This is a genomic window from Prevotella illustrans (assembly GCF_017426725.1).
GTDB lineage: Bacteria > Bacteroidota > Bacteroidia > Bacteroidales > Bacteroidaceae > Prevotella > Prevotella illustrans.
Map to the genome: position 1 here is coordinate 18,271 of NZ_JAERMS010000010.1, position 21,919 is coordinate 40,189.

At 48.6% G+C, this 21,919-nt stretch carries 16 protein-coding genes and 1 riboswitch; of the genes, 13 read left to right on the forward strand and 3 right to left on the reverse strand.

Going from position 1 to position 21,919, the window contains the following annotated elements; genetic code table 11:
* The 6 genes from JHU38_RS04945 to hutI all read left to right on the forward strand — a co-directional run bounded on the left by JHU38_RS04945 (position 1) and on the right by hutI (position 12,061).
* Positions 1-2,775 (forward strand): carboxypeptidase-like regulatory domain-containing protein, encoded by a 2,775-nt coding sequence (locus JHU38_RS04945; RefSeq protein ID WP_107581238.1) that lies wholly within the window; start codon positions 1-3, stop codon positions 2,773-2,775.
* Entirely contained in the window at positions 2,772-4,439 is a 1,668-nt protein-coding gene (locus tag JHU38_RS04950; protein ID WP_107581237.1) for a DUF6850 family outer membrane beta-barrel protein, read from the forward strand. Before JHU38_RS04945 ends, JHU38_RS04950 begins: the two co-directional genes overlap by 4 nt.
* Before the next feature lie 742 nt (positions 4,440-5,181).
* The gene (gene ftcD / locus JHU38_RS04955) at positions 5,182-6,885 is read left to right on the forward strand and encodes a glutamate formimidoyltransferase (protein WP_107581236.1); all 1,704 of its coding nucleotides are present in this window, start codon (positions 5,182-5,184) and stop codon (positions 6,883-6,885) included.
* 320 nt (positions 6,886-7,205) lie between these two features.
* Positions 7,206-9,215: a urocanate hydratase gene (locus tag JHU38_RS04960; RefSeq protein WP_107581235.1), complete on the forward strand. Its 2,010-nt coding sequence runs from the start codon at positions 7,206-7,208 to the stop codon at positions 9,213-9,215.
* 40 nt (positions 9,216-9,255) lie between these two features.
* A complete protein-coding gene (gene hutH / locus JHU38_RS04965) occupies positions 9,256-10,737 on the forward strand; it encodes a histidine ammonia-lyase (protein WP_107581234.1) in 1,482 nt (493 codons plus the stop codon).
* A gap of 61 nt (positions 10,738-10,798) precedes the next feature.
* A complete protein-coding gene (gene hutI / locus JHU38_RS04970) occupies positions 10,799-12,061 on the forward strand; it encodes an imidazolonepropionase (protein WP_107581233.1) in 1,263 nt (420 codons plus the stop codon).
* A gap of 23 nt (positions 12,062-12,084) precedes the next feature.
* Here hutI and JHU38_RS04975 read toward each other — a convergent pair whose 3' ends face one another.
* Both JHU38_RS04975 and JHU38_RS04980 read right to left on the reverse strand, forming a co-directional pair.
* The gene (locus JHU38_RS04975) at positions 12,085-13,140 is read right to left on the reverse strand and encodes a DUF4831 family protein (RefSeq protein WP_107581232.1); all 1,056 of its coding nucleotides are present in this window, start codon (positions 13,138-13,140) and stop codon (positions 12,085-12,087) included.
* 63 nt (positions 13,141-13,203) lie between these two features.
* Positions 13,204-14,721, reverse strand: a complete 1,518-nt coding sequence (locus JHU38_RS04980) for an NAD(P)H-hydrate dehydratase (RefSeq protein WP_107581231.1) — start codon at positions 14,719-14,721, stop codon at positions 13,204-13,206.
* A gap of 89 nt (positions 14,722-14,810) precedes the next feature.
* Here JHU38_RS04980 and hpt point away from each other — a divergent pair, with 89 nt between their 5' ends.
* The 7 genes from hpt (at position 14,811) to JHU38_RS05015 (ending at position 20,532) form a co-directional block, all read left to right on the forward strand.
* On the forward strand, positions 14,811-15,347 hold the full coding sequence (hpt, locus tag JHU38_RS04985; protein WP_107581230.1) for a hypoxanthine phosphoribosyltransferase: 537 nt from the start codon (positions 14,811-14,813) through the stop codon (positions 15,345-15,347).
* 20 nt (positions 15,348-15,367) lie between these two features.
* Entirely contained in the window at positions 15,368-15,940 is a 573-nt protein-coding gene (locus JHU38_RS04990; protein ID WP_107581229.1) for an adenylate kinase, read from the forward strand.
* A gap of 98 nt (positions 15,941-16,038) precedes the next feature.
* Positions 16,039-17,199 carry a GTPase ObgE gene (gene obgE, locus JHU38_RS04995; RefSeq protein ID WP_107581228.1) on the forward strand — a complete coding sequence of 387 codons (1,161 nt, stop codon included), beginning with the start codon at positions 16,039-16,041 and terminating at the stop codon, positions 17,197-17,199.
* Complete coding sequence (gene pgeF, locus JHU38_RS05000; protein WP_107581227.1) at positions 17,192-17,971, forward strand: peptidoglycan editing factor PgeF; 780 nt, start codon at positions 17,192-17,194, stop codon at positions 17,969-17,971. Before obgE ends, pgeF begins: the two co-directional genes overlap by 8 nt.
* 15 nt (positions 17,972-17,986) lie before the next feature.
* Positions 17,987-19,126, forward strand: coding sequence for a M23 family metallopeptidase (locus tag JHU38_RS05005; protein WP_107581226.1), 1,140 nt, complete (start codon positions 17,987-17,989; stop codon positions 19,124-19,126).
* 14 nt (positions 19,127-19,140) lie between these two features.
* On the forward strand, positions 19,141-20,322 hold the full coding sequence (locus JHU38_RS05010; protein WP_107581225.1) for a phosphoribosylaminoimidazolecarboxamide formyltransferase: 1,182 nt from the start codon (positions 19,141-19,143) through the stop codon (positions 20,320-20,322).
* 21 nt (positions 20,323-20,343) lie between these two features.
* The gene (locus JHU38_RS05015; protein ID WP_107581224.1) at positions 20,344-20,532 is read left to right on the forward strand and encodes a hypothetical protein; all 189 of its coding nucleotides are present in this window, start codon (positions 20,344-20,346) and stop codon (positions 20,530-20,532) included.
* Positions 20,533-20,637: 105 nt separating this feature from the next.
* On the opposite strand, the gene rplS is transcribed toward JHU38_RS05015, so the two are convergent.
* Positions 20,638-21,000, reverse strand: a complete 363-nt coding sequence (rplS, locus tag JHU38_RS05020; RefSeq protein WP_107581223.1) for a 50S ribosomal protein L19 — start codon at positions 20,998-21,000, stop codon at positions 20,638-20,640.
* Between the two features lie 813 nt (positions 21,001-21,813).
* Positions 21,814-21,913, forward strand: a riboswitch (TPP riboswitch).
* The last annotated feature ends 6 nt before the right edge of the window (positions 21,914-21,919 follow it).

Sequence of the window (21,919 nt, forward strand, 5' to 3'; positions counted from 1 at the left end):
ATGAACGCATTGAAAAAGAAAATTCTTTTTTTGACTCTTTCCCTGCTATGTATGGTGACCGTTGCCGTTGGGCAGACCTGTACGGTAAAGGGAAAGATCATCACCGATCACGATGGCGAGGCTGCAAGCTTCGCCATCGTCAGTATCCGGAATCAGGAGCTTCGTACTCAGTCTGATGTCAACGGATACTTTGAACTCCGTAACGTCCCGGTGGGCAAGCATACCATCGAGGTGGAGTGCTTGGGCTATGCCAAGTTGAAACACCAGTTTACAGCAACGAAGAATGTCAGCCTGTCGCTTCAGCTGCAGAGCAGCAGTTTCATCTTACCGGAGTTTGAAGTGATGGCAAGAAAAAGCCGCAAGGGGAAGGTTGTTGTCGACGAGGCCGCTCTGGAGTACATCCAGCCCACCTCGCTGGCCGACGTGATGTTGCTGTTGCCCGGCAGTGTGTATAAAGAAAACAATCTGACGCAATTCTCACAGATCGGCAGTCGCCAAGTGGGGACCGATGCCAACACCTCGCTGGGAGTGGGAATCGTCACTGATGGCGCCCCGGTTACAAATGATGGTATCCGTTCTCAGTTGGTGGGTATTACCGCTGGCAGTGGCAGCTATGATGGTGAAGTGCGCAGTCGAACGGGTATCAATCAAGGGGCCGACATGCGAATGATTTCTACCGACCATATCCAAAGTGTGGAGTTCACGCGCGGCATATCGTCTTCCCGCTACGGCAACCTTTCGAGTGGTATGATAAGCATTTCGTCGAAGCATGGCGTAACTCCACTGCGTGTCCGCCTGAAGACTGACCTGAAGAATAAGCTCTTGTATGCGGGGAAAGGCTGGCGACTTGGAGAGAAAGCCGGTACGCTCCACGCAGGCGTCGACTATCTGCGCTCCATTGATGATATCCGTGAGGAAATGGATAAGTTCTCACGCCTGACGGGACAGCTTTATTATAATAATAAGGTAAGGCTCGGCAACTATAGTCTTGACCTCGACGGACGACTGAGCCAGACCGTCACTATCAGCAAGATGAAAAAAGACGAGCTGACCTACGAGTATGACGAGACCTACAAAGCCGACTACAGTCGTACGGCCCTGATGATGAAGGGAACGCTGACACTCGGCAAGTCATGGCTGAACCAACTGGAACTGGTCATGTCTGCCGACTATACCCACGACAAAATAAGTCGTCATCGCATGGTCATATCGGGTTCAGGTCCGATGAACATGCCACTGGCATACGAAGAGGGCGAGCATGAAGGTATTTACCTGCCCCGCAAATACTACAGCGACTTCTATATTGACAACCAGCCTGTGAACATCTACGCCCAGCTAAATGCCATATCACGCGTTCAGTTGGTGAAGAACACGATGCTCAACCTCCAATACGGTATCGAGTATACCAACGTGAAGAACCACGGGGCTGGTGCCGTCATCAAGGACGAGACACGTCCGCCGTTTCCTTACGACAACTCGTATATGCGCCCAAGACCAAACTGGGCTATCCCTGCCTTGGGAAATGGCGCGGCTTATGCGCAGGCCGACTTTATTTACGATGATAATAATAGAAATATCCTGCAACTCTCTATCGGAGGCCGCGCTTCTATGCTGATGAATCTGCCCCACGATTATTATCTGCATGGCTATGTGTTGACTGACCCGCGCCTGAACCTCTCGTACATCATGGGCAAAACGCTTAAAAATACCTTTCGCGTGGGCTATGGTGAGGAGAGTAAGACACCTACGCTCGACTATCTCTATCCCGAGAAACTCTACAAGGACTTTTACATGCTCAACGCCTATACCGTCGATCCCAACTACCGCCACCTCATTACGTATACCAATATCTACGACATGGCCAACCGCGACCTGCGTGTTAATAAGAATCGCAAGATGGAGGTCGGATGGGATATCGACTATCGTGGCTTCAGTCTCTCACTGACGGCCTTCTACGAAAAGTCGGACGCCGGTTTTGAGTATTTCACGGAATACCATCCGCTGACCTACGACCTCTATACCAAATTGAAGCCCGGTGTGAGCATCGAGGGACGCATCCCCCAGAAAAGCGATTATATACAAGAACAATACAGCATTTTCACTACGTCGCAACAGGTCAGAAACGCCAGCAAGGTTACCAAACGAGGGATAGAATATCGCCTGATACTGCCGAAAATCAAGCCGCTGTTCACGACTATAGAGATTAACGGCGCCTACTATCAGACTGACTATGCCTCGTCGTTGCCGCTTTACTATTACCCTGCCGTGAAGATTGGTAACAAGGAGTATCCTTATGTCTGCATCTACGACAACGGTGCCAGAAACCAGTACCGCCGTCTGAATTCCAATATCTGGCTCAACACGCATATTCCGAAGTTCAAGTTGTTTCTGACGAATTTCTTCCAGGTTGTATGGCTCAACACCTCACAGTATAAGGATAACCACGACTATATTCCCACTTCGTATATCGACATGCAAGGAAACCGTCTGCCGGTAGATGAGTTGGTCCGTGCCCACATCGCCGCTGACGATGGCACGTTCCGCTACTTCCGACGCACGATTCTGCCCGTCAAGTACGCCCGTAACGAAAAGCCCATATCCCTTCTCTGGAATATCAAGGCCACTAAGGAGTTCAATAAAGGCACCAAGTTGTCGTTCTTCGTTAATGGTCTGCTTGATGTCAGCCCCAAGTATCTCTCCGGCAAGAAGATTACCCAGCGCGAGTGGCACGACCCTTATTTCGGGCTTGAATTGTATTTTAATTTGAATTTATGATGCGCAACATACGAATATATCTCACTGCCTTCGTCTTGGTTGCCTGCAACCAGCTTTATGCTCAAAGGTTGCTCGACCGTGTGAACCACAGTCTGTCACCATCCGAAGACCGTTATCATGTCACTCTTTCCGATTTCACGCTAACCGATGCCAAAACCGTCTATGCGAATCCGGCCTTTACGCAATGGCACAAACAGAACGACACTACCTTGTACAAACGTTCTGCCATCGTTTACGCGGGATTGGCAGGTGCAGACAGCAAGGGCGACTTCATCCCTTACGAGGGAAACGCTTACACAGACTATCGTATTGGGGCCTACGGCGAATACACCACCCCTCGTAGCGGTACCCTGTCGGGACGCATCCAATACGCCCAAGGCAAGCACCGCAACATCGGGTGGAGCGCCATGCGACTGCCGGAGTTGTATTTTCCTTATATCTCTACCGATTCCTGCGGCGGAGACTTTAAGTTTGATTCTTATTTTGCGGAGGGCAACTACGCGTTTACGCTCAACGAATGGACTTTGGGCGCCAAGGCCTCCTTTTATGGCGAGCAGGCTTATCGCCTGACAGACCCGCGCGCCTTGAACAACACTACCTGGCTGCGCTTCAACACCGGTGTGGCACGTCGGTTCGGGCGCAGTCTGCTGTTGCTCGATGTCGGATATGGTCGCAACAAGCAACATGTACAACTGCGCTACTGGCGCCCGGGACAACAGGACCGTTTCTTTGTTTGCTATGGTTTCGGACTTTACGATACCCGCCAAAGCGCGGTATCTTTCGGTAAATCCCGCATGTACTATATCGACGAGTTCAATGCCCGTTTGCAATACCTTTCATCACAGACCCGATCGTTACGTCTACATGCCTCGCTGGGCTATTCCTTCGACCACATGAAGACAGAAGAGAGCGACATTTACAACCTCTACGAGTCGCGCAGTCATCAGTTGTCGCCACTTATTCGCCTGACATTTGATCCTCGGAACGACTGGCAATTCGAACTCGGCGCCATGGGCGCCATCATCTTGCGCAAAGGTTATGAGAACATCATTGAAGAATACCTTATCGACAAGGAAAACAACATTTATGACTTCCGCACCATCGATACCCGTCAGAACTACATTCGCAATACCGGTCGGTTTTCTGCCGCGCTGAAAGCTTCCAGACGGATTGCCCGCCTTGAACTCAGCTTACAGGGAGGTGCAACAACAGAAAGTTATGAGGAGAAATACAAGGTCGACGGCCACAGAATCCGGGTTAGCACCATCACTCCCCATGTCAAGATAGGCATAGACAGGCAGGGCACTCGGGATGATATCGGCCTAAGCATACTATACGCCCGTCAGCGTGTGGTCAACAACGACTACAATGTATCTTTTCAGAACGGGCAGATTGCCCGCCTTGACTTTCAACAAGCCTTTGCTCCCTATGCCTTTCGCTGTGCCGAACTTGATAAAGTGGTGGCAAGCGTCACGTGGCAGCACCGGATGAAGAAAATAGATGTCGGTCTGAATGCTAAATTATACCTGGCCGATGGCAACCGAAAGAATGATGTTTCCTACACTGGAACCATTGGTTTTCCTTCTACGGCTCCGATGATTCGTGCAACACCGGACAAGCATCAAGAATATTGGGCGTCTCTGACGACGTTTGTCGCTTTCTGACCGCTCATCAAGCTCTTTCTTTCGTTTTGAGGATGTATCATAAATCATTATTTTTATGGTACATCCTTTTAATGTTCGCCCGGCCGAACATTCCTTTACGGAACGTGAGACTTCTTTTCTGAACTAATGGTGATAGGTTTTGTAAACTTTTATTCGCCGAAAAGCATCACACTTACTTATTGAATTTAGCTTGATTTAGGGCCCTTTATCCATTGTAAAAGAGTAGTTGCCGCTTGTTGAATGATGCGAAAATGCTATATAATCATTTATTTTGCTACCATTCGCGCTATGAAAGGTCGCTTTTAACCGCTCATAGCACAGCTTTTGTCAGCTCAAAGCTGCACTTTTAGGATGTAAAAGCATAGCTTTTGGCAATCAATAGCAGCCCTTTTAGATTTTTATCATGTGCTAATCAAAGACTGAAAGTTTGTAAGTGGTTGATAAATAGCAAAATAATGAAAACGCAAAATACTCGCGTATTTGTCGGCAAAAAACTTTTTTTTGAAAATAATCGCTGCATTTTAAGCATGTTGTAAAGTTATTTCATAGTCGCAGAAGGAGGTTTCTCCGGATTCGGAATTTTCTCTTGAACTTCTTGCCCGCAATAATCTCTGTCCCAGAATTGGTGAACAACCTAAATGTTTTCAATAGTTTCGGGCTAAATATTTTGTCTTTTGGCAACTTATTCGTATATTTATGCCCGAAAATCTAAATCGCCTCAAATTTAATATCCACGATAAATATGATCCAGGAAAAACAAATTATTGAGTGCGTTCCTAACTTCAGTGAAGGTCGCAACAAAGAAGTAATCAAGCAAATTACCGACGAAGTAGAGCGTGTAAAAGGTGTCAAACTGCTTGACGTTGACCCGGGCGAGGCCACAAACCGTACCGTTGTTACCTTTGTAGGTGAGCCGCAGCAGGTGGTTGAGGCCGCTTTCCGCTGTGTAAAGAAGGCGGCGCAGCTCATCGACATGCGCCAGCACCATGGTGCCCACCCCCGTATGGGCGCTACCGACGTATGTCCGCTCATCCCCGTGGCCGGAATCACGCTCGAAGAATGCGCACGGCTGGCCCGCCAGTTGGCAGAACGCATTGCTGCCGAGCTGAAAGTGCCTTGCTATTGCTATGAGGCTGCCGCCGCAACGCTCGAGAGAAAGAATCTTGCCGTGTGTCGGAAAGGTGAATACGAGGGACTTCCGGAGCGCATGACAGCCCAAGCGGAAGCACCCGACTATGGTGCCCGTGCGTGGGATGAGCAACTGGCACGAACGGGTTGCACCGCCGTTGGCGCGCGCGACTTCCTGATTGCCACCAACTTCAACCTTAATACCACTTCCACACGCCGTGCCAATGCCATTGCTTTCGACGTGCGCGAGAAAGGACGCCCACAACGTGAGGGCGGTTCGCCCGTGGGCAAGCCGATGAAGGATGCCGACGGAAATCCGATTATGATTCCCGGCACGCTGAAAAGTACGAAAGCCATCGGATGGTTTATCGACGAATACGGCATTGCGCAGGTGTCGATGAACATCACCGATATCAATGTCACACCGCTCCATGTGGCCTTTGACGAGGTATGTCGTTGCGCGCAGAACCGTGGCATACGTGTGACGGGCACCGAAATTGTGGGTCTTATACCGAAGCGGACGCTCCTTGAGGCGGGTATTTATTTCCTGAAAAAACAGAACCGCTCAACGGGTATCCCGGAAGAAGATATCTTGAAAATCGCCATCAAGTCGATGGGGCTCGATGACTTGAAACCGTTCAACCCCCGCGAGAAGGTTATAGAGTATCTGTTGGAGGACGAACAAAAGACCGTCAAACTCATTGATCTGACCGTAAAAGGCTTTGCTGACGAGACATCACGTGAATCTCCGGCACCGGGAGGTGGTACCATATCGGCTTATATGGGCGCGCTCGGCGCCGCACTCGGAACAATGGTCGCCAATCTCTCCAGTCACAAGGCCGGATGGGACGCACGATGGGAAGAGTTCAGCACATGGGCCGGTCGCGGACAGGCTATACAGGCAGAACTGATGGTGCTCGTTGATGAAGACACCGAGGCTTTCAACCGTATCATGGCGGCCTTCGGACTACCTAAGAGTACGGACGAGGAGAAGGCTGCTCGCACGGCTGCCATTCAGGAAGCCACTTTGTTTGCCACGGAAGTGCCTTTGCATACGATGCAGGCCGCATTTAAAGTCTTTGAACTCTGCCGTGCCATGGCCGAAGAAGGCAATCCCAACAGTGTTTCCGATGCGGGAGTGGGCGTCTTGGCTGCCCGTGCGGCCGTCTTGGGAGCCGGACTTAACGTAAAAATCAACGCCGCCGGACTGAAAGATAGAACCACTGCCGATCGGTTGGTTGGTCAGGCGAATACGCTGATAGCCCAAGCTAACACGGCAGAAGCCGAGATTATGAAGATAGTTGAGGCTAAATTATGAAGTAAAGGAGATGTAGAAAGGAGTTATATCAAGGAGTTATATCAAGGAGATATAGAAAGGAGTTAAGGAGTTAAGGAGTTAAGGAGTTAAAGGGAGTTAAGACAATAGCTTGGTAGTATATTATATATGGTCGTTCGTAACAGATAAGAATCATTACAACCAGAAAACATTTGTCTTAACTCCTCAGCGAGCGTAGCGAGCGATAACTCCCTTTAACTCCTTAACTCCCCAAAGATACTCCTTATCTCCCCCAGAACCTCCTTTCACCCTAAATAAAATAACCATATACCCATCTTCAATGAACTAAAACCTAAACAAATATGAACAAAGATGCTTTTATAGCCGACATCCGTGCCGGCATTCCCGAGATTTTACCAGAACCACAGGCCTATGATACCACCATCAATCATGCGCCCAAGCGTAAGGATATACTTACGCCCGAAGAAAAGAAGCTGGCTCTTCGCAACGCGTTGCGCTATTTCCCTAAGAAGTTTCACGCAGTGTTGGCTCCAGAGTTTGCCGAAGAACTGCGCCTGTATGGTCGTATCTATATGTATCGTTTCCGTCCTACCTATGAGATGTACGCCCGTCCGATCGACGAATATCCGCATCAGTCGCGGCAGGCAGCTGCTATCATGATGATGATTCAGAACAATCTCGATAAGGCAGTGGCGCAACATCCGCACGAACTGATTACTTATGGCGGCAATGGCGCGGTGTTCCAGAACTGGGCGCAGTATCGCCTGACGATGAAATACCTGAGTGATATGACCGATGAGCAGACACTCGTCATGTATTCGGGCCATCCGCTCGGCCTGTTTCCTTCCCATCGGAATGCGCCACGTGTCGTGGTGACCAACGGAATGGTCATTCCTAACTACTCGAAGCCCGACGACTGGGAACGCTACAACGCCCTCGGGGTCAGTCAGTACGGCCAGATGACAGCCGGTTCATACATGTATATCGGTCCGCAGGGCATCGTTCACGGCACGACGATTACCGTTCTGAATGCCGCGCGCAAACGACTGAAGGCCGGTGAGACCAGTATCAAGGGCATGCTCTTCGTCACTTCCGGACTGGGAGGGATGTCGGGCGCGCAACCCAAGGCCGGAAACATCGCCGGAGTGGTCAGCATTACCGCTGAAATCAACCCACTGGCAGCGCGAAAGCGTTACGACCAAGGGTGGGTAGATGAGCTTCATACTTCGCTCGACGAACTTATTCCGGCCGCGTTGAAGGCTGTTGAGGAGAAGCGCACGGTGTCTATGGCATACGTGGGCAACGTGGTTGACCTTTGGGAACGGCTGGCGGAGGAGAATATACGTGTGGACTTGGGCAGTGATCAGACCTCGCTCCACAATCCGTGGGCCGGCGGTTATTATCCTGTAGGCCTCACGTTGGAAGAGTCTAAGCGCATGATGGCGGAAGAACCGGCGCTGTTCAAGGAGAAGGTTCAGGAATCGTTGCGCCGTCAGGTGGCTGCCATCAACCGGTTGACGGCTCGTGGTATGTACTTCTTTGATTATGGAAACGCTTTCCTTTTAGAGTCAAGTCGTGCGGGAGCAGCCATCGTTAAGGACGACGGAACGTTCCTTTATCCGTCATACGTGCAGGATATTATGGGCCCGATGTTCTTCGATTACGGTTTCGGCCCGTTCCGTTGGGTATGCTCTTCGGGCGATCCGAAGGACTTGGAAGTTACCGATCGTCTCGCTACAGAGGTGCTGGAGGAGATTCGGAAGACTGCTACGCCCGACATTATCGGCCAACTCGACGACAACATTCACTGGATAAAGGAGGCCGGCAAGAATCATTTGGTAGTGGGTTCGCAAGCCCGTATCCTCTACGCCGACTCCGAAGGGCGTACAAAAATAGCCTTAGCGTTCAACGAAGCGATACGTAAAGGTGAGATTTCGCGCCCTGTTGTACTCGGCAGAGATCATCACGACGTGTCGGGTACGGACTCTCCGTTCCGTGAAACATCGAATATCTACGATGGATCACAGTTCTGTGCCGACATGGCTATTCAGAACGTAATCGGCGATTCGTTCCGTGGCGCTACGTGGGTGTCTATCCATAATGGTGGCGGCGTAGGCTGGGGAGAGGTCATTAATGGTGGTTTCGGAATGGTGGTAGACGGCAGTGAAGACGCCGAGCGGCACATCCGACAGATGCTTCTCTGGGATGTGAATAACGGAATCGCTCGCCGTAGCTGGGCTCGCAACACAGGCTCGATGGACGCCATTCGCCGGGAAATGGAGCGTACGCCCAATCTTTGCGTGACCCTTCCGAACCTCGTAGACGATGAAGTCATCGACACAATATTTTAATAACCTTAATTTATAATCCTAAAAATCACTTATAAGAACTATGGACGAGATTCATCAAATCAGTGCCAAGCACCTTTCTATAGAACAAATAGGGGAAATCATCAAGAATGGCACAAAGCTCGAACTATCGGAAGACGCACGACAGCGCATCATTCGTTGTAGAGAATATCTCGACAACAAAATAAAAGAATCCGACAAACCGATTTATGGTGTGACGACAGGATTCGGTTCACTCTGCAAAATATCCATCGACAAGGATCGTCTGGCCCAGTTACAGAAGAATCTGATGATGTCTCATGCCTGCGGTGTAGGCGAACGGGTGCCTAATGAGATTGTAAAAATCATGCTGTTGCTGAAGGCTCAGTCGCTCAGCTATGGCTATTCAGGTTGCCAGTTGCAGACCGTAGAGCGATTGATAGACTTTTTCAACAACGACATTTATCCCATCGTGTACATGCAAGGGTCTTTGGGCGCGTCGGGCGACCTTGTTCCTTTGGCCCACTTAGCATTGCCTTTGATAGGTATGGGAGAAGTGGAATACGAAGGGGAAATCGTTTCCGGCGCGAAGATTCTGGAGAAAATGAATTGGCAACCGATTCAACTTGTTTCTAAAGAAGGGCTTGCCTTGCTCAACGGAACGCAGAATATGAACGCGTTTGCCGTGTGGGCACTCCTGCAAAGCGAGCGTCTGAGCGACTGGGCGGACAAAATCGGCACCATGTCGTTGGAAGCCTACGATGGTAGGATTGAGCCGTTCACCCATGCCGTGCATGCCGTGCGCCCTCATCAGGGACAGATTAGGACGGCCGCACGGATTACCGAACTGCTGGAAGGTAGTGAACTGATTAGACAACCCAAGGTGAATGTGCAGGATCCTTACTCTTTCCGTTGCATGCCGCAGGTTCATGGTGCCTCGAAAGACACCATTGCCTACGTGAAAACCGTGATCGACATAGAGGTGAATGCGGCCACAGACAATCCGACGGTATGCCCCGACGAGGATCTTGTTATCTCTGCGGGAAACTTTCATGGCGAACCTATCGCACAACCGATGGATTTTCTTGCCATCGCTCTGTGCGAACTTAGCAACATTTCTGAACGTCGCACCTACAAACTTGTATCGGGAACGCGCGACCTTCCCAGTTTCCTGGTTGCCAAACCCGGGCTAAACAGTGGTTTCATGATACCGCAATACACGGCGGCTTCTATCGTCAGTCAGAGTAAAACCCTGTGTACGCCGTCATCGGTAGACAGTATTCCTTCGTCGCAAGGGCAGGAAGATCATGTCAGTATGGGTGCCAATGCGGCCACAAAATTGTATCAGGTGGTACTGAATACGGAGCGTGTGTTGGCCATCGAGTTGTTCAATGCCGCCCAGGCCTTGGAGTTCCGTCGGCCGTTGAAGTCTTCTCCTGCCATCGAAGCCATTCATGAGGCTTACCGCAAGGAAGTTCCCTTCATCGACAACGACGAGTTTATGGCGCCGCATATAGCCAAATCGGTAGAGTTTTTAAGAAAATAAGTCTCTTGTCCCTTCCCCCTCTCCAGCGTGAGAGGGGAAGGGATGAGAAGAAAATGATGATATGAAGAAACTATTCGTAACAAACATAGGACTCCTTGCCGGTGTCGGACAGGATGGGAAACGCAGTCTGAAAGGCGAGGAGATGGCACGGCTCGACATGATCGCCAACGCTTACCTCACTATTGCGAACGGCCGGTTTGCCGACTATGGAGAGATGGCCGACTGTCCTGCTCCCACCGACGACGTGCGGGTTGTCGACGCGAAGGGGGCCGCCGTACTTCCGTCATGGTGCGACTCTCATACGCACATCGTCTATGCCGATAGTCGCGAACAGGAATTTGTCGATAAGATTCGCGGACTCAGCTATGCCGAGATCGCTCAACGAGGCGGTGGTATTCTCAACTCTGCCGATCGACTTCACGAGATGAGCGAAGACGAGCTCTATCGGCAGGCCATAAGACGGGTGGACGAAGTGATTAGAAAGGGAACAGGCTGTATAGAAATAAAGAGCGGATACGGCCTTAATACCGCGGACGAGCTGAAAATGCTCCGTGTCATCCGTCGAATCAAGGAGACGACACGTCTGAAAGTGGTTTCGACTTTCCTTGGCGCACATGCTGTGTCGCGTGCTTATAAGGGCAGACAGGGCGACTATGTCGATCTGGTCGTCAAAGAAATGATACCGGCTGTGGGCGCTGAGAAGTTGGCGGACTTTATCGACGTGTTCTGCGACACGGGATTCTTCACCCCCGAAGAGACCGCACGTATTCTCGAAGCGGGTGCCGTCTATGGCATGCGACCCAAGATTCATGCCGACGAATTGGCTTCATCGGGTGGGGTAGAAGTTGGCGTTCAACATCACGCGTTGTCCGTGGACCACTTGGAGAGTATGACAGAGGAAGAAATTGACCTGCTGCTAAATAGCCGTACCATGCCGACAGCCCTTCCCGGAACATCGTTTTTCCTGAATATGCCCTTTGCTTTAGGTCGCAAGATGATAGACCGCGGACTTCCGCTCGCCCTTGCCAGCGATTACAATCCGGGTTCCACGCCATCCGGCGATATGAAGTTCATCGTCTCGCTTGCCTGTATCAAGATGCGACTGATGCCTGCCGAGGCCATCAATGCCGCCACCCTTAACGGCGCTTGCGCAATGGGATTGAGCGATGATTACGGTTCCATTACGCGAGGAAAGGTTGCCAACTTCTTCATGACCGACCCTATCCCTTCCGTTGAATTCATCCCTTATGCCTACACGACTCCCCTTATAAAGCGAGTATTCCTGCAAGGTATCGAATACATGTCGGAAGAAATACAGGCCTAAAGTCATATTTTAAAAAAAACTTTCTACTTATCCAGCGGCTCCGTTTCGAGTCGCTTTACGTTGCCTGTGACAGAATCGAGCAGCAGGTGGGTGGTGAATTTCTTACCGAAAAGCTCACCGCTGAGGGGTTCTACACGACCGAACTGGGCGGCGTAGAGCTCAAAAGAGGCACGAGGTTCGGTAACATTGAGAAGCGTTATCTTGATTTTGCCGGGAAGGTTTACGGCGATGCCGCAGTCATCTTTCGATTTTTTACCGTCATTCTCTATCAAGGGCTTAATGGTCTGCAAGGTGTGGAGGTCCTCTACTTGGGCAAAGTAGGGCTTACCGCTCAGGTCGTCGGCATCGACAAGGCCGTAGTGCTTTGAGAAACGGAACACAAGTGACTTTTCACCGTCTTTTTGTGGAATGAAAGTAACCTCTTGTTCAAGTGTATCCAGTTGAGTCGTACCCTGGAATACCTGTAATAAGGCCTTCTCCTGTCGGGCAAGTTGGGCCAGCATAATTTTGAGTTGTTCACCGTCCTTGGGCATGAACTCCGCTTCGCCACGTGTGAGCAAGTTGCGGCTTTCACGAATGTCGGTGATTTCCTGTGCGATGAGTTCGGCCATGCGTGGCTCGTTAGCTGCGGCAAGGATATCTTCGGTAAAGAAATCGCGTGGATTGTCCGGAGCTGTTTTGGGAGCCGGTCGGAAAGGCTGCTGCGGTGTTATTCTCGCAGCTTTGTCGTTGACGGCCATGAGCACACCGTTTTCGTCACGGTCAAGATTGATAATACTGTGTTTTTTATCAATCAATGCCGTGAATTGTTTGGTAGAATCGGGCAACCCAACGGCATAAAAGTTGATCTGAACGAGGCGGTAGTGGGTTTGCGGCTGCATACCAACGTTGCTCAGTTTCATGTAACGGCTGGCGTAATTGGCCATTTCACCGGGAGTATATGTACTTTTTTCGATCAACAATTTAAATTTGACAGCGGTCTTCGGCAAAAAATATGTTGCGCCATTGACGGGCTCCTGTGACATGGCCGGTATGAGACCGTAGACAGCCATGAGTGTAACGATAATGAGTTTTTTCATAAATTATGATGGTGATGTTTTCTTAATGTTCGAAAATAGATTAATGGGGTAGAAAAGGTCCCGTTAGTCATTGACGCGTAGAAATGCCTTGGGCAAGAATTGAATGAGGTCGCTTGCGATGAGACTCTCTTTACCCAAGTCTTTAATTGCGATGTCGCCGGCCAGTCCATGCAGATACATGCCTAAGAGACAAGCCTCTCGTTGCTGATATCCACGGGCCAGCAAACCGGTGATTATACCGGTGAGCACATCGCCTGAGCCGGCTGTAGCCATGCCGCTGTTGCCTGTCGAATTGAAAATGATGTCTCCGTCGGGTAGACAGAGCGCGGAATAATGGCCTTTCAGAAGAATGTAGGCCTTGAAACGTTGTGCCATATCGCCGGCTTTCATCAGTCTATCGTAACAACTATTGCTTCCTGTGCCTGTGAGTCGGTCGAATTCGGCTGCGTGTGGTGTCAGGATTATGCCTTGTGGCAATTGTTGCATCCAGGCGCGGTGGTTGGCCAAGATGTTGATCGCGTCGGCATCGAGTACCACCGGGCATTGACAGCCACGGATCTGGGCTATCATGGCGATGGCACTGTTTTCGTTCTTGCCCAGTCCGGGGCCGATTCCGAGCGCGTCGATGTCGTCAGTGTTGACGGGTTGGGAGAAGTAAGTTTCTTCCTTGTCAATACTCATGACAGCCTCGGGCACGTTCATCTGAAGAATGGAGTAATTGCATTTAGGCGTGTGGAGATACACTTTGCCTGCTCCGGAACGCAGACAGGCACGGGCGGAAAGGGTGGCGGCACCGCTCATTCCATAGCAGCCGGCGATGAGCATGGCCGATCCCATGTCACCTTTATGGACAAAATCACCTCGCGTGCGCAGCAAAGAACGGATGTCGTTTTCCTCTGTAATCGTGTAATGAGCCTTGGTTTGGCGAATATACTCGGGAGAAAGCCGGATGTCAAGCACCTTCAGTCGGCCGACATACTGCTGGTTATCAGCCATGAGCATGGACAGTTTTTTTTGTTGCAGTGTCAGTGTGAGGTCAGCCTGGATGATATTGGCTTGAATATTATAGGTGTTATCTTCGGTCATCAGGCCTGAAGGAATATCAATGCTTACAACTTTGCAAGGCGAATTGTTGATATACTTGACGAGCGAAGCAAAGCCGCCGGCTAAGGGCTTGTTGAGTCCTGAACCGAAAAGACCATCTACGACGAGCGTATCCTTGCCGAGATGGGGTGGATCAAAGTTGAGGGTTATTTCGTTGAAGTTATGAAGCTGATGGCTGTCTATGGCCCGCTGACGATTAGTGGCACAATCCGGTGACAGTTTATTGTGAATATTAAAAAGGTAAACACTCACTTGGTAGCCTTTGTTGGCAAGCAGTCTGGCTACGGCCAAAGCGTCACCACCATTGTTGCCTGGTCCGACGAAGACTACAACAGGCATCGTTGTTGGCCATTGCTCACAAATCGCAAATGAAAGAGCTTTGGCAGCGCGTTCCATCAAGTCGATAGAGGCGATAGGTTCGTGCTCTATCGTGTAATTATCAAGCTCGTGAATCTGAGTACCGGTGAAAATCTTCATTGGTTGCAAATTTACAAAATTAATGCAAAACGATAATGGCGTTACATAGTTTTTTCGTATTTTTGCACCAAATTATACAATTCCCAGCTATGCGTAAAATTAAAATTTTGGATAAAACGTTCAGAACGTTTATACCTGAAGAAGAAATCCAACAACGTGTGAAGGCTGTAGCCGAAAAACTCAATAAGGATATGGAAGGCAAGAATCCGTTATTATTGGCTGTGTTGAACGGTTCTTTTATTTTTGCAGCCGACCTTATGCGCAATATCACGATTCCATGTGAGATCTCTTTCGTGAAGCTGGCTTCTTATCAAGGTACTACTTCTACAGGTAAAATAAAAGAAGTAATCGGTCTGAATGAAGACTTGACCAATCGAACCGTGGTTATCGTAGAAGATATTATCGATACAGGTACGACAATGAAGCAAATGATAGAATCGCTGGGAACACGCAATCCTAAGTCGGTGCATATCTGTTCGTTGCTTGTAAAGCCGGGCAAACTTCAGACACCATTGAATATTGAGTATGCCGCCATGGAAATTCCTAACGACTTCATTGTGGGCTATGGCTTGGATTATGACCAGCAGGGTCGTCAGTTGCGTGATATTTACGTATTGGACGAATAGATTTATATTACAAATAAGAGATGAAGAATATTGTTATTTTCGGAGCTCCGGGTGCCGGCAAAGGCACACAGAGCGACAAAATGATTGAGAAGTATGGTTTGGGACATATCTCTACGGGCGACGTGTTACGTAGTGAGATTAAAAACGGTACCGAATTAGGAAAGATTGCCAAAGGATACATTGACAACGGTCAATTGATTCCCGATGATTTGATGGTAAATATCCTGGCTAACGTTTATGACAGCTTTGGCACGGATCATAAAGGAGTTATCTTCGACGGCTTCCCGCGTACCACACCGCAGGCTGAGTCTTTGAAGAAAATGCTGGCAGAACGCGATCATAAGATTGCCGCCATGATTGAACTTTCTGTGCCGGAAGAAGAATTGATGGCCCGTCTGATCAACCGTGGGAAGGAAAGCGGACGCAGTGACGACAATGAAGAAACGATCAAGAAGCGTCTGAATGTTTATCATACGCAGACAGCTCCACTGATTGACTGGTATAGAGGCGAAGGTGTACATTATCATGTAGAAGGTCTTGGCACGGTAGATGATATCTTCGATCGTATTTGTAAAGTAATAGATAGTCTTTAAATAGGTTTTGAGTGATGGGTGTTGGTGAATAGCGTGTTTGTAAAGACTATTCATTAACACCCATTATCTGTTATGATTCCTCCTAATTCTCCCTATATATGGAAAGTAACTTTGTCGATTATGTGAAGATATATTGCCGCTCCGGTAAAGGCGGTAGGGGCTCCATGCATCTGCGTCATGTGAAGTATCAGTCTAATGGCGGTCCTGATGGAGGCGACGGAGGACGTGGAGGAAGCATTATTCTCAGAGGCAATCATAATTATTGGACATTGTTGCACCTGAAATACCAACGCCATGTCTTTGCGGAGCACGGCGGAAACGGTGGACGAGATAAATGCCACGGTACGGATGGTAAGGATCAATATATCGACGTGCCTTGCGGAACGGTGGTCTACGACGCCGAAACGGGCAAATATGTTTGCGACATTACGTACGACGGCCAGGAGGTGGTGCTGTTGAAAGGCGGTCGAGGCGGCCTGGGCAATTTCCAGTTTCGCACATCTACCAACCAGGCGCCACGCTATGCTCAGCCCGGTGAGCCGATGCAGGAAATGACTATCATCATGGAACTGAAGCTGTTGGCTGATGTCGGATTGGTAGGTTTCCCCAACGCAGGTAAATCAACATTGCTATCTTCGCTGTCGAGCGCACGACCCAAGATCGCGAATTATCCTTTTACAACACTGGAACCGTCATTAGGCATCGTGGGTTATCATGATCAGAAGAGCTTTGTGATGGCCGACATTCCCGGTATTATCGAAGGAGCCAGCGAAGGAAAAGGTTTAGGACTGCGCTTCTTGCGTCATATAGAGCGCAACTCATTGCTGCTTTTTATGGTACCCGGAGATACGGATGACATTAAAAAAGAGTATGAGATTCTGCTCAATGAGTTGAAACAGTTTAATCCCGAAATGTTGGATAAGCATAGGGTGTTGGCCATTACCAAGTGTGACTTGCTGGATGACGAACTCATTGAGATGCTGAAAGAAACGTTGCCTCATGATTTGCCGGTTATTTTCATCTCGTCGGTAACGGGCAAGGGATTACCCGAACTGAAGGACATACTCTGGAAGGAACTGAACAGCGAGAGCAATAAGTTGCAAGAGATAACCTCAGAAGATACCCTTGTGCACAGAGATAAAGACATGTCGAGATTCTCGGAAGAACTTCTCGCCGAAGGAGCTGACGTGGAAATAGAGTTTATTGATGATGCAGAAGTAGAAGACGTAGAGGAACTTGACGACTTTGAATATGAATAAACCGGTCGTAACATCATATCACATGGCCGAAGAAGTGGTGGCTTTCTCAACGACTCGTAAGGGTGGGGTGAGTAAAGGCAACCATGGTGAATTGAATTTGAATGAATTCAGTGGCGACAATGCACAGGACGTTCTCACCAATCGAAGACTGATGGCTGAGCGTCTGGGCATAGCCGCCACTCATCTTATTATACCTCATCAGGTTCATGGTACGGACGTTCGGTTGATTTCAAATGATTTTTTTGCGTTGTCCGAGCAAGAAAAGACCGCTTTTTTGGATAAAGTTGATGGCGTGATGACCAATCAAAAGGGCGTTTGTATTGGCGTGTCGACCGCCGATTGCATCCCTGTTTTGCTCTATGACACCAAACAGCATGCCGTTGCGGCCGTACATGCGGGATGGCGTGGCACGGTGGCGAAGATAGTATGTCGGGCATTGTCAGACATGCACGCGGCTTTTGGTACAAACCCATCGGACATAAAGGCGGTCATAGGCCCCGGCATCAGTCTGAAGAATTTTGAAGTAGGACAAGAAGTGTACGACGCTTTCGCCCAAGCCAGCTTCGATATGAACGAGATTGCGACCATGCAAGAAAAGTGGCATATCGACTTACCGCGATGCAATCAACTGCAACTGACGCAGTCGGGCGTGAAAGAAGACCATATCCAAATGTCGTCAGTGTGTACTTATGACCAATCAAATGAGTATTTTTCGGCCAGAAAATTAGGCATAGATTCAGGGCGAATCTATACGGCCATCATGCTAAAATGACCAATTCTATAACTTATGACATCTACAATTAAGACGAACCACCGAATGCGGTTTCTCTTGTCAGGCCTCTTCTTCGTTATGGTGACGTTGGCCTTTGCCCAGACAAAGAATCAGTTTACCGCAGCCGAGCAGCAGCAAATCAGTATAGAAACTCCGGGCTTGTTTGCCCGTTCTAACGCGTTTAATATTGATTTCAGTATATTAAGCGATAAAGAATATTCCTTTCCCTTACCCGTAGGAAAGGCCAAATTAATCAACAATAACTCACAACTGGAGATTACGACGGCTTCGGGCGACGTAGTCAAGGCCATGTTTGATGGTGTTGTCAGATTATCCCGCAAGGTAGATGGTTTTGGAAACGTAATCGTTATTCGTCATAATAATGGTTTAGAAACCGTATACAGCAACAATGCGCAGAATATGGCGCAGGTGGGCCAACGTGTGAAAGCGGGGCAGACCATTGCCGTTGTGGGAACGGATGGCAATCAGGGTAAATTAATCTTTGCCATCATGGTAAACGGCGGACGCATTAACCCCGAAACGATCTTGGGATTCAAAAGCCATAAGTTGCGGAAGCGCACCTTGTTGTGCAAGAAAGGCAAAGGGCAACTGGTAGATATTTCGACTGTTGAGTCGACCGAAGAAGAGCCCGATATTGTAGACGACTCTTTTGAGGATACGAGTCAGCTGAAGTTGGATTTGTCGGCATTGGATCAGGAGCGATGGGCTTATCCGCTTCCGGGTGGTCATGTGATAAGTCCGTATGGTGGCAAGCGCCGTCATGCGGGTGTAGATATCAAGACCAAGGCTAACGATGGGATTGTAGCGGCATTTGATGGTATTGTTACGATGTCCGGACCTCATTACGGCTACGGTAATTGCATTAGAATCAAGCACCGCTATGGCTTTGAAACGCTTTATAGCCATCAGTCGAAAAACTTTGTCAAAGTGGGTCAAAAGGTGAAAGCCGGCGAAGTAATTGGCTTGACAGGACGCACCGGAAGAGCCACCACAGAGCATTTGCATTTTGAAATCTCCTTTAAAGGTCGGCGTATAAATCCCGCTGTAGTCTTCGATCATGCCAAGAAGAATCTGCAGCAAGTGACATTGACCCTTGGAAAGAATGGAAGCATAACATCGAAAAAGAGTAAATAAATTCAAATATATTTATGAAAGAACTGGCATTAAAGTATGGATGTAATCCAAATCAGAAACCTTCGCGAATCTTTATCGACGAGGGTGAGTTGCCCATTGAGGTTGTCAGCGGTCGTCCGGGATATATCAATTTTCTGGACGCGTTGAACGCATGGCAGCTGGTCAAGGAACTTAAAGAGGCCACAGGCCTGCCGGCTGCCGCGAGTTTTAAGCATGTTAGTCCGGCGGGAGCTGCCATCGGACTACCTCTGAGCGACACCTTGAAGCAGATTTATTTTGTAGACGACGTCGATTTTGAGCTTTCGCCTCTGGCTTGTGCTTATGCTCGGGCACGCGGAGCAGACCGCATGTGTTCGTATGGCGACTTCGTGGCGTTGAGCGATATTTGCGATGAGGCTACGGCCCTGCTGATTAAGCGTGAGGTTAGTGACGGTGTGATTGCGCCGGGATATACGCTCGAAGCGTTGGAAATATTGAAAGCCAAGCGCAAGGGTGCCTATAATGTCATACAGATTGATCCTGAGTATAAGCCAAATCCCATAGAACAGAAGCAAGTCTTTGGCATTACCTTCGAGCAAGGACGCAATGAAGTGAAACTTGATGATGACGCTTTGTTTGAAGATATTCCGACAGCCAACAAGACTTTCACCGCAGAGGCAAAGCGTGATTTGATTATTGCGCTGATTACATTGAAATATACGCAGAGCAATTCGGTTTGCTACGTGAAGGACGGACAGGCCATTGGCATCGGCGCAGGCCAGCAGAGCCGTATTCACTGTACGCGTTTGGCAGGCAGCAAGGCCGACGAATGGTGGTTGCGTCAGTGTCCTAAAGTGATGAATTTGCCGTTCAAGAAAGATATTCGTCGGGCCGATCGCGACAATACGATCAATATATACATCAGCGAAGAGTATGAAGATGTGTTGCAGGATGGTGTTTGGCAGCAGTTCTTTACCGAACAGCCCGCGCCATTGACACGTGAAGAGAAGAAAGCTTGGATTGCTCAGAACACGAATGTCGCATTAGGTTCGGACGCGTTCTTCCCCTTCGGCGACAATATAGAGCGTGCCCACAAGAGCGGCGTAGCGTATATTGCCCAGGCCGGCGGCAGCGTTCGTGACGATCATGTTATCGAAACCTGCGACAAATACGGTATTGCGATGGCGTTTACTCACGTGCGTTTGTTCCATCATTAATCCATAGAACATTATTATTATATGTCTGATAGTTTCGATGATATATTAGAAAGTGGCATTGTCTTTAGAGGAGCGCCCAAGGGTGGCTCGAAGAACGATAAAGTTAAGACAAAGGCCAAAAAGAAGAAGTATATAACCGGCGCGCATGGTAGTGGCTCAGCCAAGCAGAAGGCCAAATACCGTGAACAACGGGCTAATCGCCATAAATAGAAGTTGCTTTTGCCGGCTTATGCGTGTATTGTGAGTAATATAAAAAGGGATATTGCAAAAAGCAGTATCCCTTCTATTTCTTTCTTGTCGAAAAGTAACAGACGATTAATCGTTTGAAGCAATAGTGCGCTTCTCCTGAATGCGTGCTGCTTTACCGGTAAGCTTACGCAGATAGTAGAGTTTTGCACGACGTACTTTACCACGCTTGTTAACCTCGATAGAATCGATGTTAGGCGATTCAATTGGGAAAATACGCTCTACACCTACGGTACCAGACATCTTACGAACGGTGAAGCGCTTCTTGTCTCCGTGACCGGCGATCTTGATAACAACACCCCGATAGAGCTGGATACGCTCTTTGGTACCCTCGACGATTTTGTAAGCGACAGTAATTGTATCACCAGCCTTGAATGCCGGGAACTGTTTGCCGGTTGCAAATGCTTCTTCAGCAACTTTAATTAAATCCATTTTTTGATAATTAAATATTGTTTGTCGTTCCAACGCAACATATCCCGCAACTCATCTGCGTGAAAGCGGTTACGCCGAAAAGCGGTGCAAAGTTACTTACTTTTTCATTATCTTCCAAATTTTCAGTTAGTTACTTTCAATAGTGTCCTAAATATTTTTCAAATTAGTGGGGACAGGTTTACAGGTATCGATGATATCTGCCCACCCTGAATTATCTTTACATATACCATCAAAAAAGTGGCATTATTTTGAAAAAGAAAAGAGAAGGACGAAAATAAGCGATTGTAGAGCAAGTTTATAAAACGCAGGTTATCAATACATTGTACTTTTAAGGGTGTTTTCTCTTCGCTTTTTCGCCCTTAATAGCTATGCTTTTAGGCTGTAATCGCGACCCTTTCATCGGCTAAAAGCTATGCTTTGACGGCGTAATCGCTGTGCTTTGAGCCGATAAAAGCATAGCTTTGAGCATAAAAGAGCATAAAAATCGGCAAAGCGAAGGGCTTTTTCGCCATGTCGGCACTTAGATGACATGTTGCGGAAGTGTTAAAATCTGGTAGTTTTTTCTGACAAAAATCACGGATACGCTGAATCAATATAATTGGATGGGCTTACAAGTGATGAAGCCGGAGACTTCATCATCGGTGCGTCTCTCCCTCTCCCATAAACGATTGACAGATTTATATTTGATGCAACTTTGTATGCGTTTTCACAAAAATTATTTAGGACACTATTGCTTAAAAGGATGTTTTTCCACCAAAAGTTTGTGGAATTAAATACGAATGACTACTTTTGCAATGTTTTCGAAGACAAATGAAAACAGAAAAGGGGTGCTACCGCAATTGCGGATGCTGAGAACAGACCCATGGAACCTGAAACGGATAATGCCGACGCAGGGATGATTAAATCAATCCACAAGTTC

What these genes read in the sequence shown, in the direction of transcription:
- JHU38_RS04945 (WP_107581238.1), top strand. Translation starts at nt 1, where the DNA reads ATGAACGCATTGAAAAAGAAAATTCTTTTTTTGACTCTTTCCCTGCTA.
- JHU38_RS04950 (WP_107581237.1), top strand. Translation starts at nt 2,772, where the DNA reads ATGATGCGCAACATACGAATATATCTCACTGCCTTCGTCTTGGTTGCC.
- ftcD (WP_107581236.1), top strand. Translation starts at nt 5,182, where the DNA reads ATGATCCAGGAAAAACAAATTATTGAGTGCGTTCCTAACTTCAGTGAA.
- JHU38_RS04960 (WP_107581235.1), top strand. Translation starts at nt 7,206, where the DNA reads ATGAACAAAGATGCTTTTATAGCCGACATCCGTGCCGGCATTCCCGAG.
- hutH (WP_107581234.1), top strand. Translation starts at nt 9,256, where the DNA reads ATGGACGAGATTCATCAAATCAGTGCCAAGCACCTTTCTATAGAACAA.
- hutI (WP_107581233.1), top strand. Translation starts at nt 10,799, where the DNA reads ATGAAGAAACTATTCGTAACAAACATAGGACTCCTTGCCGGTGTCGGA.
- JHU38_RS04975 (WP_107581232.1), bottom strand. Translation starts at nt 13,140, where the DNA reads ATGAAAAAACTCATTATCGTTACACTCATGGCTGTCTACGGTCTCATA.
- JHU38_RS04980 (WP_107581231.1), bottom strand. Translation starts at nt 14,721, where the DNA reads ATGAAGATTTTCACCGGTACTCAGATTCACGAGCTTGATAATTACACG.
- hpt (WP_107581230.1), top strand. Translation starts at nt 14,811, where the DNA reads ATGCGTAAAATTAAAATTTTGGATAAAACGTTCAGAACGTTTATACCT.
- JHU38_RS04990 (WP_107581229.1), top strand. Translation starts at nt 15,368, where the DNA reads ATGAAGAATATTGTTATTTTCGGAGCTCCGGGTGCCGGCAAAGGCACA.
- obgE (WP_107581228.1), top strand. Translation starts at nt 16,039, where the DNA reads ATGGAAAGTAACTTTGTCGATTATGTGAAGATATATTGCCGCTCCGGT.
- pgeF (WP_107581227.1), top strand. Translation starts at nt 17,192, where the DNA reads ATGAATAAACCGGTCGTAACATCATATCACATGGCCGAAGAAGTGGTG.
- JHU38_RS05005 (WP_107581226.1), top strand. Translation starts at nt 17,987, where the DNA reads ATGACATCTACAATTAAGACGAACCACCGAATGCGGTTTCTCTTGTCA.
- JHU38_RS05010 (WP_107581225.1), top strand. Translation starts at nt 19,141, where the DNA reads ATGAAAGAACTGGCATTAAAGTATGGATGTAATCCAAATCAGAAACCT.
- JHU38_RS05015 (WP_107581224.1), top strand. Translation starts at nt 20,344, where the DNA reads ATGTCTGATAGTTTCGATGATATATTAGAAAGTGGCATTGTCTTTAGA.
- rplS (WP_107581223.1), bottom strand. Translation starts at nt 21,000, where the DNA reads ATGGATTTAATTAAAGTTGCTGAAGAAGCATTTGCAACCGGCAAACAG.